Here is a 13,666-nt window from a genome sequence, read left to right as displayed (position 1 = left end):
GGTGACGACGGAACCTGACCTGACAGTCGAATACTGGCCATAGTGTGGTAGAAGGGAAAAACAGGGCGGGGTGTGGAGAAACGGAGCCGACGGCCGTGGGGAGACCTGAGGGCACAGACAGCACCGCGCACGAGGCGGTGTTCGGCGTCGCCGACTCCGTCGTCATCCTCTTCGACGAGGACGGAGCTGTCGTCGGCCGCCCGTACGCGGCCGAGAAGCTGCTGGGCTACCCCGCGGCGGAGCTGAGCGGACGGCGCGTCGGCGCGCTGCTCGCGGTGGACGAGGCGGCCCGGCTCCCCGGCATCCTGGAAGCCTCGGCGCGCGACGGCGGCTGGTCCGGGGTCCTGCTCGCGCGTCACCAGGACGGCCGAACGATCGCCGTGGACGTCACGGTGCTCCCGTTGCCGGGCGAGGCGGGCGCGGCCCGTTGGCTCGTCGTCGCCGTGGGAGCGGCCCCGTCCCGGCAGTGGACCATGGGTCCCGCGCTCCTGGAGCGGATGGTCACCCGGATGCCCGTCGGACTCTGTCTGGTCGACACCGAACTGCGGTGCGTGTGGTCGAACACCGCCCTCGAGCAGTTCGGCGGCGGCACGGTCGAGGAACGGCGCGGCAGGCGGTTCGCGGAGATCCAGCCCGGGATGAACGCCGACCTCGTGGAATCCAAGATGCGCCAGGTCCTCGCGACCGGTGAGCCCGTCCTCGGCTACGAGCACGTGGGCCGCCCCCGTTCCCATCCCGGCAGGGACCATGCCCACGCCATGTCCTTCGTCCGGCTGGACGACGACAACGGCCGCGTCATCGGCGTCTGTTACGCGGTCGTCGACATCACCGACCGATACCGTGCCCGACTGCGCCTCGCCCTGATGGCCCTGGCCAGCGAGCGCATCGGCCGCAGCCTGGACGTGGTCGGCACCGCCCAGGACCTGGCCGACGTGGCGGTGCCCGGCCTGGCGGACTTCGTCGCCGTCGACCTGCTGGACACCGTCGTCCGGGGCGCGGAGCCCGCTCCGGGACCCACGGGCGGTGCCACGTCCGTACAGCTCATGCGCGCCGGTGCGCAGACCGTCCCCGGCGGGATCCGGGTCATGGTCGAGCCGGGGGAGCCGTGCGGGTACCTGCCGTCGTCGCCCCAGATCCGCTCCCTGGCCCACGGCCGTTCGTGGCGCGCCGCCCGGCTGGACGCCGCGACACGGGACGCGGCCCTCCCCGTGCCCCTGCCCCCGGCCGAGGAGCCGCCGGACGCGGAATCGCCCGCCGACGGCGAGACCACCGGCGCCGAGACCACCGGCGCCGCGCCGGCGGGCACCGAACCCGCTGGCGTCGCACCCACGGGCGCCGGGCCCATGGCGGCATCGGCGGCCGCCGAGCCCGAACCGCACACGGCGATCGTCGTGCCGATCCTCGCCCGGGGCGTCACCCTGGGCATGGCCACCTTCTTCCGCGCCCGGCAGGACGAGGCGTTCGACGAGGACGACCTGCGGCTCGCCGAGGAGCTCGTGGCGCGCGCGGCCGTCTGCCTGGACAACGCCCGCCGCTACACCCGCGAGCGCGCAGCGGCCCTCGTGCTCCAGCGCAGCCTGCTGCCGCACGGCGTTCCCGCGCAGGAGGCCGTCGACGCGGCCTCCTTCTACCGGCCGGCCGACGAACTGTCCGGCCTCGGCGGCGACTGGTTCGACGTCATCCCCCTGTCGGGAGCCAGGGTCGCCCTCGTCGTCGGCGAGGTCGTCGGCCACGGGATCGAGGCGGCCGCCACGATGGGCCAGCTCCGTACCGCCGTACGGACACTCGCCGATCTGGACCTCTCGCCCGAGGAACTCCTGGCCCACCTCGACGACCTCGTCCTCCAGGTCACCCGGGAGGGCGCCGAAGGCGAGCTCGGCGGCGCGGCCACCCCCGCGGGCGTCGGCGCGAGCTGCATCTACGCCGTCTACGATCCGGTCAGCCTGCGCTGCGACCTCGCGAGCGCGGGCCACCTCGCGCCCGCCGTCCTGGCGCCCGACGGCACGGTCACCTTCCCCGTGCTCCCGCCCGGACCCGCGCTCGGCGTCGGTGGACTGCCCTTCGAGTCCGTCGAGCTGCCGCTGGCGGAGGGCAGCGTGCTGGCCTTCTACACCGACGGGATCATCGCCGCGCCGAGGGCGGGCAAGGAGGGGCTGCGCCGCGTCCTGGAATCCCGCGACCTGCCGCTCGACGAACTCTGCCGCGCCATCGTCGACGAGCTGGCGCCCAGCAGGCCGTACACCGACGACGCCGCCCTCCTCCTCGTCAGGACGCGCGGTCTGGCGGCCGGTCAGGTCGCCGTCTGGGACCTGCCGGCCGACCCGGCCGTCGTCGCCCGCGCGCGGGTGATGGCCGCCCGACAGCTCGCCGCCTGGGGCCTGGACGAGCTCGCGTTCACCACCGAGCTCGTCGTCAGCGAACTCGTCACCAACGCCATCCGCCACGCCACCGGCCCCATCCGGCTCCGGCTGATCCTCGAACGCACCCTGATCTGCGAGGTCTTCGACGCCAGCAGCACCTCGCCGCACCTGCGCCACGCGCGCACCACCGACGAAGGAGGCCGGGGGCTGTTCCTGATCTCGCAGTTCACGCGGCGCTGGGGGACCCGCTACACGGCCGAGGGCAAGGTCATCTGGGCCGAACAGCCGCTGGAAGGGGACGGCACCGCTGTGCACACCCCGCAGGGCCTCGCCCAAGATCTTTAATCGCTTGTCCGGCTCCCGGGCCGCGTGTCAGCGTGGGCTGCCGTGCGGAGAGGCCGACGGCGTCGAGAGGGAGAGCCACCTGTGCGTGCGGGGACCGCCGACCACACCGTCGACACGAAGCGAGGACCTGTGCGCGGCACGGTCGCCGACGGACTGCGGACCACCCTGGGCGTCCCGTACGCCGCACCGCCGTTCGGCGCCGGGCGATTCCGAGCGCCGAGGCCCGCGGAGGCCTGGGACGAGGTACGGGACTGCACCCGGTTCGGCGCGGTCGCCCCGCAGTCGGCGGAACTGCCAGGCTCCCCGGTCTGGCGCCCGGGCGACGAAGACATCCTCACACTCAACATCTGGGCTCCGGACGGGACTTCGGGCGGGACTTCGGGCCCGCTGCCCGTCCTGTTCTGGATCCACGGCGGCGCCTACACCTTCGGTTCCTCCGCCCAGCCGGACTACGACGGCTCCGCCCTGGCCCGCGCCGGGACGGTCGTGGTGACCTGCAACTACCGGCTCGGCTTCGAAGGCTTCGGGCACGTGCCCGGCTTCCCCGACAACCGCGGACTGCTCGACCAGATCGCCGCACTGGAGTGGGTGCGCGACAACATCGCCTCCTTCGGCGGCGACCCGGACAACGTCACGGTGGCAGGGCAGTCCGCGGGCGGCGGCTCGATCGCCTGTCTGATGAGCAGCGGACGGGCCGACGGGCTCTTTTGTCGCGCCATCGCCCACAGCGTCCCCGACGCCTTCTTCCCGCCGGAGCTCGCCGAGCGCCTGGCCCGCGAGGTGGCCCACGCAGCGGGCGTCGCCCCCACGGCCGACGGCCTGCTCGCCGCGTCCCCGCAGGCGCTCGTCGAAGCCTCGGACCGCGTGGTGGCGCGGTACGCCGGCGATCCCGCGTCGGGGTACCTGCACTACGACACCGTGCTCTACGGCCCCGTCCTCGACGGCGAGCTGCTGACCCGGGACCCGGTCGAGGCCCGGGCCCCCGACGGCGCGGCCCACCCGGTCGACCTCCTCGTCTGCCACGCCACCGAGGAGTACTGGCTGATGCACCAGGTCGGCAGCATGCCGACGGTCACCACCGGCGAGGGCCTCGCCCGGTTCGCCGCCGACTACGGCCTTCCCCCGGCCCTCGTCACCGCCTACCGCGCCCTCATGCCCGACGCTCCGGTACTCGACGTCTTCCTGGCCCTCGCGGGCGACGCGGTCTTCTCCGTACCCACCGTCCGCCTCGCCGAGGCCCACGCCCGGACCGGGGCGGGCCGCACCTTCCTGTCCCGCTTCGACCGGCGCCGTATCCGCCCCGACGGAGGCCCGGTGCGCGCCTGGCACGCCGCCGACGTGCCCTTCGCCCTGGGCACCCTGGACGCGACCGGCGTCGACTTCCTGACCGGCGGTCCCGCCGACGCCGCCGACCGGGCCCTCTCCCGGCGGATGGTCCACGCCTGGACCGCGTTCGCCGCCACCGGAGACCCGGGCTGGGCCCCGCTCACACCCGCGTCGGCCGGCACCGTCCCACCCACCGTCCACGTCTGGGACGTGCCCGTCGACCGCACCGAGGGCGCCACACCCGCGTACGCGCTCTGGGACGGCGTACGGACGGCCCCGCCGTCACTCCCGTAGCGGAGACGGGATAATCGGCGGGCGCGGACGCACCGCCGCGCGGACCACGGAAGCACGCGACAGGCCGCTCCCTCGAGGGGACGACGGCAGGACAGGGAGAACCCGATGGACGTCCAGCACTTCGAGCGGATCACCGCGTTCATCGAGGACCGCCTGCGGCCGCTGTTCGACCCCGAGAACGGCAGCGACCACGGCTTCGGCATGGACGACACCTCGCGCGCGCTGCGGGCCCTCCTCGGCACGGTGAAGGCGGCCGCGGCGGTCAAGGGCCTCGCCGACCAGCGGGCGGAGGCCGATCCGGCGCTCCGTCACATCATCGACCAGGCCCTGGAGCACAACTGGGACGTCCTGCGCCGCGTCGCCCGCAACTGGGAGGACCACCCCGACTTCGTCCGTGACTTCAAGCGCCACGCCTGGGAGCTCGACGAGACCCCCGCCGCCACCGCCTGACACGGGACCTCCGGGGCGGCGCACTCTCCTGACGGGCGTTCAGGTCCGGGCGGACCGTGGCACGCCGTCCGCTCTGCCCCGGTCGGGTGAGTACGCCGTTCATCCGACAGGCGCGGACACGGATCGGGTAGGCATCGCGGTATTGCCGTCCCCAGCGTCGGAGGATGCTGCCCCATGCCTGTCAGGAACGTCCGCACCGGCCCGCGCGTGGTGGCCGCCGCGATCTGCGCGACACTCGCGGTCATCGGCTACATGAAGGTGTCGGCGGAAGAACCCGCTCCGACCGCGACGCCCGGAGCGCGCGCCGCGTCCAAGAACGCGGGGCCGGCCACCACGCCCCGGTCGCCCGGGGCGGCCGAGTCCCCCGGGACACCGGCGGCCGCCCCCGGCGCGCCTGGCGCCCCCGGCGCCCTCGGCGCGCCCGGGACCGCCGTGGCCGAGCCGAAGGCCCCCACGGGCCCGCCCGGCGTCGGTCCGACGATGCTGACGCAGATCCCGGACGGTACGAAGCAGGCGTTCGTCGTCACGGGCGGTTCCCTGGACACCAGCAAGGCCACGGCCGTGCTCTACGAACGGGACACCGCAGGGCGCTGGCAGCGCAAGGGCGGCCCCTGGCCCGCCCACAACGCCCTGCGCGGCTGGACGGACGACCACTGGGCCGGCGATCTGCGCACCCCGATCGGAGTGTTCCGGCTCGGAGACGCGGGCGGCCGTCTGCCCGACCCCGGCTCGAAGCTGCCGTACGACCAGGACGAGCAGTTCGTCTCCCCGGGCACCGGCTTCCTCGGCGAACCCCTGGAGGGCTCGTTCGACTACGTCGTCGCCATCGACTACAACCGGGTCCCCGGCACGACGCCCCTGAACCGGGAACGGCCGCTCGGCGAGGACCGCGGCGGAGGTGTCTGGGTCCACGTCGACCACGGCGGCCCCACCCAGGCCTGCATCTCCCTGACCGCGGACGTCATGCGCGAGCTCCTGCGCGCCCTCGACCCGGCCAAGGAGCCGGTCATCGTCATGGGGCCGGCCGCCGAGATCGGCCGCTGAGCCGAGTCCTGACGGGCGCCGGCAGCCGCTGTCGGCGCCCGTCAGCGTGCGGGCCGCAGGCTGGCAGGGCGGCCGGGCATCGTCGTGGTCATCGAGAACGACGACACCCGATCAGGAGAACCGCTCGGCCTGGGCGCGGTGCGCGCTCTTGGGAGGCGGACGGCCGCGAGACCTTCGCGAGCCACGGCGTGACCAGCATCGAGTGCCGGCATCGACCTCGGCGGGCGGGTCTTCAACCGGGTCCCCACCGGCTCCGCGTGACGGCTCGTCCGGTCGGCCTCGCCCCAGGGCGAGGCCGGACAGGTCGGCGGACCCTACGAAATTTTTGGCCGGAATGCGCCGATCCAAGGCGGGGCTTTGCGCCATTTTCCGCCATGTACAGACGACTTCAGGTCACGTCTCGATCAGAATCGTCACTCTCCGGAGATCACCGGTAACTTCATGCCGTCGCCGCCACACCAGGGGCACACGGCCCCCACGGGACTAGCGGTGACGAAGGACATCTCTTCACTTGACGACAGCGACCGACAGCTTCAAGGTCCAGCCGTACACGCAGCACTGCCAAGTGATCCACACCGAAGGCGCCCACGCGGTCATCGGCATCTCCCCGGGCAACGGCTACTTCTCCGCCCAGCGGGTGGCCGACCTCGCCGCCTGGGGACTCCGCAACTTCGAGCAGGTCGACCTCATCTACACCGACCTGCACGTCGACGACATGTTCGAGGCCCTCGGCTACCCGCCGGACGAGGCCCGCCGCAAGACGGTCAAGAACCTCCGCGGCGTACGCGCCAAGGTCAACAACGCCGTCGCCGCCACCGACCCCGGCGGCGAACGGCTCCGAGGGCGCCCCATGTCGGCGCTCCTCGACATCCCCGCCTACCGGCACCTGCGCAAACACCTGGACGACCTGCTCGCCACCGACGCCGAGTTCCTCGCCACGTGCGACCTGCTCGTCTCGGCCTTCCTCTCCTCCAAGGTCCTCGAGGGACAGACACCCACCGCCCGCCAGCGCGAGGTCTGTCTCCAGTACATCTGCGCCGAGGCCCCGCTCTTTCTGGACACCCCCGCGATCCTCGGTGTCCCGTCCTCCCTCAACTGCTACCACCAGCTCCTGCCGATGGCCGAGCTCCTCTACTCACGGGGCTCCGGGCTGCGTGCCTCCCGCAACCAGGGCCACGCCATCGTCACCGCGATCCCCGGAGACCACGATGACCACTGACACGCTGATCGACTTTCCGTTCTCCGCCCGGGGCGACCGCCTGCCGCCGGAGATCGAGTCCCTGCGCGCCGAGCCGGTCAAGCGGGTCCGTACGATCGCCGGCGACGAGGCATGGCTGGTTTCCTCCTACGCGCTCTGCAAGCAGGTCCTCGAAGACCCGAGGTTCTCGCTCAAGGACACCTCCGCCTCCGGAGTGCCCCGGCAGTACGCGCTGACCATCCCGCCCGAGGTGGTCAACAACATGGGGAACATCACCGGCGCGGGGCTCCGCAAGGCCGTTCTCAAGGCCATCAACCCCAAGAACGACGGCCTCACCGCCTGGATGCGCCGCCACGCCTCCGAGCTCGTCGACGAACTCCTCGCGTACGGACCGCCGGTGGACCTCCGCTCCCGGTTCACCAGCCCGTACGCGGAACACCTGCACTGCAGGATCCTCGGCATACCCGAGTCCGACGCACCGCGCCTCGCCGCCAGCCTGGACATCGCGTTCATGAACTCGGCCTGCCCCGTCACCGGCGCCCGGCTCAACTGGGACCGCGACATCGCCTATATGGTCGAGCGCCTCGACGACCCGGCGACCACCGGCCTCATGGCCGAGCTCGCCGCCCTGCGCGGGAACCCCGACTACGCCCATCTGACCGACGAGATGCTCGCCACGGTCGGCGTCACCTTCTTCGGCGCGGGCGTGATCTCCACCATGGGCTTCCTCACCATGGCCCTCTTCTCCCTGCTCCAGAACCCCGACGTATGGGAGCGGCTCCGCAAGGAGCCGGAGAAGATCCCCGCCGCCGTCGACGAGCTGCTCCGGGTCAACCTCTCCATCGCCGACGGCCTTCCGCGCCTCGCCCTGGAGGACGTCACACTCGGAGACGTCGACGTACGGAAGGGGGAACTCCTCCTCGTCCTCGTGGAGGCCGCCAACACCGATCCGGCGGTCTTCCCCGACCCGCACACGGTGGACATCGACCGGCCGAACGCCGGAACCCACCTCTCCTTCGGCGGCGGCGGTCACTACTGCCCGGCCACCGCGCTCGGCAAGCGGCACACCGAGATCGCCCTGGAGATCCTGCTCGACCGGATGCCCGACCTGCACCTCGCGGTGCCGCTCGACCAGCTCGTCTGGCGAACCCGCTTCATGAAGCGCATCCCCGAACGTCTGCCGGTCGCCTGGTGATCCCCGTGTGACCTGACCCGCACGCGCACGTACGCCGACCGTCGTCGCCCCCGGCCACCCGCCGGGGGCGACGGTGTGTCAGCGACGGGGTCGCATGTCACCGCCGTACACGGTCCGGTAGTCGGGAACGACGACACGGCTCGCGGGCGACTCACGGTGGACCTGGCCGATCAGCCCGGACAGGTCCATCGTCGGGTCGGGTACCACGGGCCCGCGCAGCGGCGTCTCGAAGTTGTCCCAGTGGACCGGGACCACGACCGGCGGGAATCCCAGGGCGCGCAGCAGCCGGGGGACGTACCGGTGGGTCGCAGTGCTGGAGGGGACCGCGACCGTCGCCACGTCGGGCCGCAGCCCCTCGGCCGCCCGCTCGGCGAAGTCGCTCGCGCCCATCAGGAACACGGCGGGCCCGTCGGAGCCGGCCGTGACCTGGAAGGCGAGCGTGTCGCCCTCGGGCAGGTCGGAGATGGTCGCCGGAGCGGCGGCGGGCGGCGCCGTGAGCGTGCCCGGCGCGAAGTAGGAGTGCTTCTTGTTGCGGCTGTGGAGGCTCGCCACCACCTCCACGGTGAGGCCGCCGCCGAAGTCGAGCACCTCACCGCCCTTGACCACGGAGATCTGGAGCGGGTCCACGCCGAAGGCCACCAGCAGATGGAAGGTCGTCTCGGTTCCCACCACTCGGGCCCCGGTGGTCTTCGCGAGGTAGGGGACGTCGGCGACGTGGTCCCAGTGGGAGTGGCTGACGAGAATCAGCTCCGGGCGACCGGCGTACTCCCGTACGAGCGTGGGATCGGTCGCCGCGATCCGCGTGGCCGGGTCGAAGTGCCCGTCGAAGAGGCCGGTCCTGAAGCGGGTGAGATACGGGTCGAAGAGCACCGTCCGCCCGCCGGTGTCGATCCGCCAGCCGGACGTGCCCAGCCACCGAAGCGAGGCCGAGCCGTGCGCGGAGGTCTCGGCGCGATGCCGAGCGGCGGTGGCGGGGGAGGGGGTGCGGGCATGGGCCGCGGTCGGCAGAAACGGTAAGGCCGTGCCGATGGCGGCGCCCCGCAGGACGTTCCGCCGGGCGTACGCGTGCGTGTCGTCGGTCATCCCGTCAGAAGATCACCCGCCGCGTTCCGCTGTCCATCACCGGAACGCAGGGATGCTCCCTCCGGCGAGGCGCGACGGGCCGCTACGGCCTGCGGCGGGGCTTGCCGCTTCCGCGCTTCACGCTCTTCGAACCCTTGGCGCCCTTCGCACCGCCGGAACCGGCCCGGGGGCTCTTGTCGGCCGGCCTGCCGCTCTTCTCCGGACGCTTGGCCTTCGCCTTGGCCTTCGGCTGCGGCGGCGTCGCGGCGCGCCCCCGGGTGCTGTTGACCGTCCGCCCGCGAACGATTCCGATGAACTCCTCCACCAGGTCCGGCGTCGGCTCCGCCTGCGGCCAGGAGAGCGCGACCCGCGACTCGGGGGTGTCCGACAGCGGCCGGTAGGTGAGGTCCTTGCGATGGTGGAGGCGCGCGAGCGACTGCGGGACCACGAGCAGACCCACACCCGCCGCGACCAGCTCGATCGCGTCGGCCGTCGTCGCCGGGCGCTCGATCGCCGGCCGCCCCGGCGGACGGTCCCAGTCGAGGGTGTCGTCGAGCGGGTGCAGCACGATCTCGTCCGCCAGCTCCTCCGGCGACACCTCCTCGACCGCCGCCACCACATGGTCCTTCGGAACCACGACCACGGTCGTCTCGGCGTACAGGGGAATCGCGCTGAGCTCCGTACGGTCGACCGGCATGCGCACGAGCCCGGCGTCGGCACCGCCGGTCCGCAGCAGCTCGTCCGCCTCGGCGGCCGGCACCTGGACGAGGGTCAGCGGGACGTCCGGCAGGCGCTCGTTCCAGACCCGCACCCACTTCGTGGGCGTCACTCCCGGTACGTACGCGAGCCGGAACGAGGAGGGTTCTTCCTGGCCAGTCACCCCGCCAGGTTACCGGTCGTGGTCAGAGGTAGCTCACACGCTCGATACCCTTGACACCATGACGTCGCACCAGACCGCCCAGACGATGAAGCCCGCGACCGCGGCGAAGAAGCTGGGTGTGTACCTCGAGGCCACCCCCGCCGACTTCCGGGAGGGTGTCGTCTCGCGCACCGAGCTGAACGCCCTGCAGACCGATCCGCCCGAGTGGCTCCGCGAGCTCCGGCGCAACGGCCCCCACCCGCGTCCGGTGATCGCGGCGAAGCTCGGCATCTCCATCTCCGGACTCGCCCGTGGCGGCATCACCGAGGCCCTCACCACCGAGCAGATCGAGGCGCTGAAGGCGGACGACCCCGAGTGGCTCCAGAAGGAGCGCGCCACGCAGGCCGAGGTCCGCAAGGAAGCCGTCCGCATCAAGGAGAAGCAGGCCGAGAAGGCGGCGAAGGCCGACCGCTCGGACTCCTGACGTCGTCCCGCGCCGAGTGAGCGGCACGGCCCGGGCCGTACCTCACCCGGCCAGGACCGGCACCAGCTCGGGACGCTTCGCCGTGCGGCCCTCCCCCGAGGAGCGGCCGCGCAGCCGCCTTCCGAGCCACGGGCCGAGGAAGCCCGCGACCCAACGCGCCTCGTCGAGCGCCCTGCGCGGGACGGACGGCGCGGGGCCCGGGAGCTCGGGCAGCGGACGGGTCCAGGCGTCGTCGCTGCCGGGAACCCCGAGGGCGTGGGCGACCGCCGCGGCGATCCGCTCATGGCCGAGCGGACTCGCGTGCAGCCGGTCGGCGCTCCACAGCCGGGAGTCCGTCACCACCGGATGGTGGAAGGTCTCGGCGACCGCGACGCCGTGCCGCGACGCCGCCTCGCGGATGCGCTCGTTGAGCGCGAGGACGCGCGAGGCGAGCGGCCGGGCGAGCGGGATCACCCGCCCCGTGTCCGGGAACGTCACCGTCGCCACCCGCGCGCCCTGGGCCGTGAGCCGGGCGAACATCGCCTCCAGATGACCGACCACCTCGTCCGCGTCGAACCGTGGCCGGAGGAGGTCGTTCATCCCCGCGACCACGGTGGCCACGTCGGGCCGCAGCGCCAGCGCCGGACCGAGCTGTTCGGCGTGGACCTGACCCGCGAGGCGGCCCCGTACGGCCAGATTGGCGTAGGTCAGTCCGGGGCTGCTCGCCGCCATCAGCTCCGCGAGCCGATCGGCGCAGCCACGGAGGCCGGAGGTGTCGTCGCCGTCCCCGAGGCCTTCGGTCTGACTGTCGCCCAGGGCGACATAACGCGTGTACGGGCCGGTGTGCATGGGCCTCTTGCTCCTCCGTGCGGCGGCGTGCCCTCAGCGGCACGCGTCGAAGGTATTCAACACCGTACCTATTCAATTTGGCGACTAGGTTCGGCGGGCGGTCCCGCTGTACGCGGACGGGGACCCGGGCCCGGCTGTCAGTGCCCGCTGGCAAGATCGTCGGATGACCTACCGTACCGAGGCCATCGCCGCCTACTGGGACTCCGCCGCCCCGAGCTTCGACGACGAACCCGACCACGGACTGCGCGCCGACCGCACCCGCGCGGCCTGGGCGCGGCGTCTCGAGACCTGGATGCCGCCCGCACCGGCCGGCGTCCTCGACATCGGCTGCGGGACGGGGTCCCTCTCGCTGCTCCTCGCTTCGGCAGGCCACCGGGTGACGGGCGTCGACCTGGCGCCGAGGATGGTGGAACAGGCGCGGGCCAAGTTCGCGGCGGCCGGCCTCGAAGGCCGGTTCCTGTCCGGTGACGCGATGGCGCCGCCGACCGGGGGCGAGCGGTTCGACGCCGTGCTGTCCCGGCACCTGCTGTGGACCCTGCCCGACCCCGAGGCCGCACTGCGCGCCTGGGTGAGCCGTATGCGGCCGGGCGGCACGCTGGTCCTCGTCGAGGGGCGCTGGCGGGAGTCGGGGCAGAGCGGCGTCCCGTACGTCACGGGTGCCGAGGCCCTGCCATGGCACGGCGGCATCCGCGCCGAGGGCCTGGCCGCGGCCGTCCGCCCGCTCGTCGCCCGCCTCCGCGTCGAACCCCTCGACGGAGTCGCGGACGACGACCTCTGGGGGAAGCGGGTGGACGACGAACGGTACGCGCTGATCGCCGAGGTGTGATCCGTCAGCGGCCCGGCATCACGCGGTAGCGGTGGAACGGCCCCTCGTCGATGGGCAGTTCGGGGCGCCACGTCCTGAGTGCCTGGGCGGAGGGCGTGAACAGCGGCTCGGGGAGGCGGTCGAGCGCGGTCCACTCCCAGCGCAGGATCTTGTCCGGCTCCGCCACGGCAGGGGTGCCGCTGAAGGCCCGTACGACTGCCACCGCCGTCAGCCGGGTGAGCTCCGTCGAGGTCAGCGAGTCCAGCAGGATCCCGATGACCTCGACGTCGGCCGGGTCGGCCACGAGCGTGGTCTCCTCGGCGAGTTCACGGACCGCCGCCGACTCGATGGACTCGCCCGGATCCACCTTCCCGCCGGGCAGCTCCCACGCCCCGCTGGGATGCAGCCCCAGCAGAACCCGCCCGGCTTCGTCGGTCACCACGACACCGGCGCCGAGCGAGGCCTGGGCGGTCGGGGGCTGGGCGTTGCGCTGGGGCGGCTGGTCGGCGGGGGACATGTCGACTCCTCGTACGGACGGGGGGCATGGTGTCGCAAGCCAGCCAACACCATGCCCGGCCGGGGAACTCCTGGCGGCGATAACGCGTCGACAGCGCCCCTCGGAACCCGGCAGAGTGGCCGCTCGTGACGAGCAGTGAACTGTGGACCCGTGCGACCGCCGACCGCTACGACGCCGAGGAGGCCGAGATGTCCTCGGCCGCCGTTCTCGGGCCGACCCTCGCCTTTCTCGCCGAGCTCGCCGGAGACGGCCGGGCACTGGAGTTCGCCATCGGAACCGGACGAGTCGGCGTCCCGCTCCGGGAACGCGGCGTGCGGGTCGTGGGCATCGAACTCTCCGAGCACATGGCGGCGGTGCTGCGGCGCAAGGCCGACGAGAGCGCACTCCCGGTCACCATCGGGGACATGGCCACCACGGTCGTCCCGGGCGAGTTCGCCCTGGTCTATCTCGTCTACAACACCATCACGAATCTGCTCACGCAGGACGAGCAGGTCGAGTGCTTCCGCAACGCCGCACGTCATCTGGAGCCCGGCGGCCGATTCGTCATCGAGCTGGGCGTGCCGCCGCTGCGGTTCCTGCCGCCCGGACAGGTCGCGGTGCCGTTCGACGTCTCCGAGCGGCATCTGGGCTTCGACACCTTCGACCTGGTCGAGCAGATTCTCGTCTCGCACCACTTCACCCGCGACGGCGACGACGGCCACTACCGTCGTGGCGACTCCCGGCACCGGTACGCCTGGCCGGCGGAGCTCGACCTGATGGCACGGATCGCCGGGCTGGAGCTGGAGCGCCGCGTCGCGGACTGGGACGGGGCGCCGTTCGTCCAGGACTCCCCGAAGCACATCTCCGTATGGCGCAAGCCGGCCTGAAGTCGGCCACCGGGCTCCACGACCCGGCGCCTG

General features: G+C 72.8%; 13 protein-coding genes. 9 read left to right on the top strand and 4 right to left on the bottom strand.

Annotation, left to right across the window (positions count from 1 at the left end):
• The first annotated feature begins 95 nt into the window (after positions 1-95).
• The 6 genes from ACZ3IJ_RS09675 to ACZ3IJ_RS09650 all read left to right on the top strand — a co-directional run bounded on the left by ACZ3IJ_RS09675 (position 96) and on the right by ACZ3IJ_RS09650 (position 8,212).
• Entirely contained in the window at positions 96-2,705 is a 2,610-nt protein-coding gene (locus ACZ3IJ_RS09675; RefSeq protein ID WP_467467136.1) for a SpoIIE family protein phosphatase, read from the top strand.
• Between the two features lie 81 nt (positions 2,706-2,786).
• Positions 2,787-4,325 (top strand): carboxylesterase/lipase family protein, encoded by a 1,539-nt coding sequence (locus ACZ3IJ_RS09670; protein ID WP_467467135.1) that lies wholly within the window; start codon positions 2,787-2,789, stop codon positions 4,323-4,325.
• A gap of 105 nt (positions 4,326-4,430) precedes the next feature.
• On the top strand, positions 4,431-4,775 hold the full coding sequence (locus ACZ3IJ_RS09665; RefSeq protein WP_391801908.1) for a hypothetical protein: 345 nt from the start codon (positions 4,431-4,433) through the stop codon (positions 4,773-4,775).
• 174 nt (positions 4,776-4,949) lie between these two features.
• Positions 4,950-5,819, top strand: a complete 870-nt coding sequence (locus ACZ3IJ_RS09660; RefSeq protein WP_467467134.1) for a hypothetical protein — start codon at positions 4,950-4,952, stop codon at positions 5,817-5,819.
• A gap of 511 nt (positions 5,820-6,330) precedes the next feature.
• On the top strand, positions 6,331-7,038 hold the full coding sequence (locus ACZ3IJ_RS09655; protein ID WP_467467133.1) for a cyclodityrosine synthase: 708 nt from the start codon (positions 6,331-6,333) through the stop codon (positions 7,036-7,038).
• Positions 7,028-8,212, top strand: coding sequence for a cytochrome P450 (locus tag ACZ3IJ_RS09650; RefSeq protein WP_467467132.1), 1,185 nt, complete (start codon positions 7,028-7,030; stop codon positions 8,210-8,212). The genes ACZ3IJ_RS09655 and ACZ3IJ_RS09650 overlap by 11 nt, the downstream gene beginning before the upstream one ends.
• 78 nt (positions 8,213-8,290) lie before the next feature.
• Here ACZ3IJ_RS09650 and ACZ3IJ_RS09645 read toward each other — a convergent pair whose 3' ends face one another.
• Both ACZ3IJ_RS09645 and ACZ3IJ_RS09640 read right to left on the bottom strand, forming a co-directional pair.
• Entirely contained in the window at positions 8,291-9,295 is a 1,005-nt protein-coding gene (locus ACZ3IJ_RS09645) for an MBL fold metallo-hydrolase (protein ID WP_467467131.1), read from the bottom strand.
• A gap of 82 nt (positions 9,296-9,377) precedes the next feature.
• A complete protein-coding gene (locus ACZ3IJ_RS09640; RefSeq protein ID WP_467467130.1) occupies positions 9,378-10,154 on the bottom strand; it encodes a LysR substrate-binding domain-containing protein in 777 nt (258 codons plus the stop codon).
• A gap of 58 nt (positions 10,155-10,212) precedes the next feature.
• Between ACZ3IJ_RS09640 and ACZ3IJ_RS09635 the strand changes: the two genes are divergently transcribed.
• Positions 10,213-10,617: a DUF5997 family protein gene (locus ACZ3IJ_RS09635; protein WP_467467129.1), complete on the top strand. Its 405-nt coding sequence runs from the start codon at positions 10,213-10,215 to the stop codon at positions 10,615-10,617.
• Positions 10,618-10,659: 42 nt separating this feature from the next.
• On the opposite strand, the gene ACZ3IJ_RS09630 is transcribed toward ACZ3IJ_RS09635, so the two are convergent.
• Positions 10,660-11,445 carry an SGNH/GDSL hydrolase family protein gene (locus ACZ3IJ_RS09630; RefSeq protein WP_467467128.1) on the bottom strand — a complete coding sequence of 262 codons (786 nt, stop codon included), beginning with the start codon at positions 11,443-11,445 and terminating at the stop codon, positions 10,660-10,662.
• 163 nt (positions 11,446-11,608) lie between these two features.
• Between ACZ3IJ_RS09630 and ACZ3IJ_RS09625 the strand changes: the two genes are divergently transcribed.
• Positions 11,609-12,271, top strand: coding sequence for a class I SAM-dependent methyltransferase (locus ACZ3IJ_RS09625; protein WP_467467127.1), 663 nt, complete (start codon positions 11,609-11,611; stop codon positions 12,269-12,271).
• Between the two features lie 4 nt (positions 12,272-12,275).
• Here the strand turns inward: ACZ3IJ_RS09625 and ACZ3IJ_RS09620 are convergent, their stop codons facing one another.
• The gene (locus tag ACZ3IJ_RS09620; protein ID WP_467467126.1) at positions 12,276-12,767 is read right to left on the bottom strand and encodes a nucleotide triphosphate diphosphatase NUDT15; all 492 of its coding nucleotides are present in this window, start codon (positions 12,765-12,767) and stop codon (positions 12,276-12,278) included.
• A gap of 125 nt (positions 12,768-12,892) precedes the next feature.
• On the opposite strand from ACZ3IJ_RS09620, the gene ACZ3IJ_RS09615 reads away from it, so the two are divergent.
• Entirely contained in the window at positions 12,893-13,633 is a 741-nt protein-coding gene (locus ACZ3IJ_RS09615; protein ID WP_467467125.1) for a class I SAM-dependent DNA methyltransferase, read from the top strand.
• The last annotated feature ends 33 nt before the right edge of the window (positions 13,634-13,666 follow it).

The organism is Streptomyces sp. NPDC013317, assembly GCF_055563155.1.
Note: the sequence above shows the minus strand (reverse complement) of the source record. Positions and strands in the feature narration are given on the sequence as shown.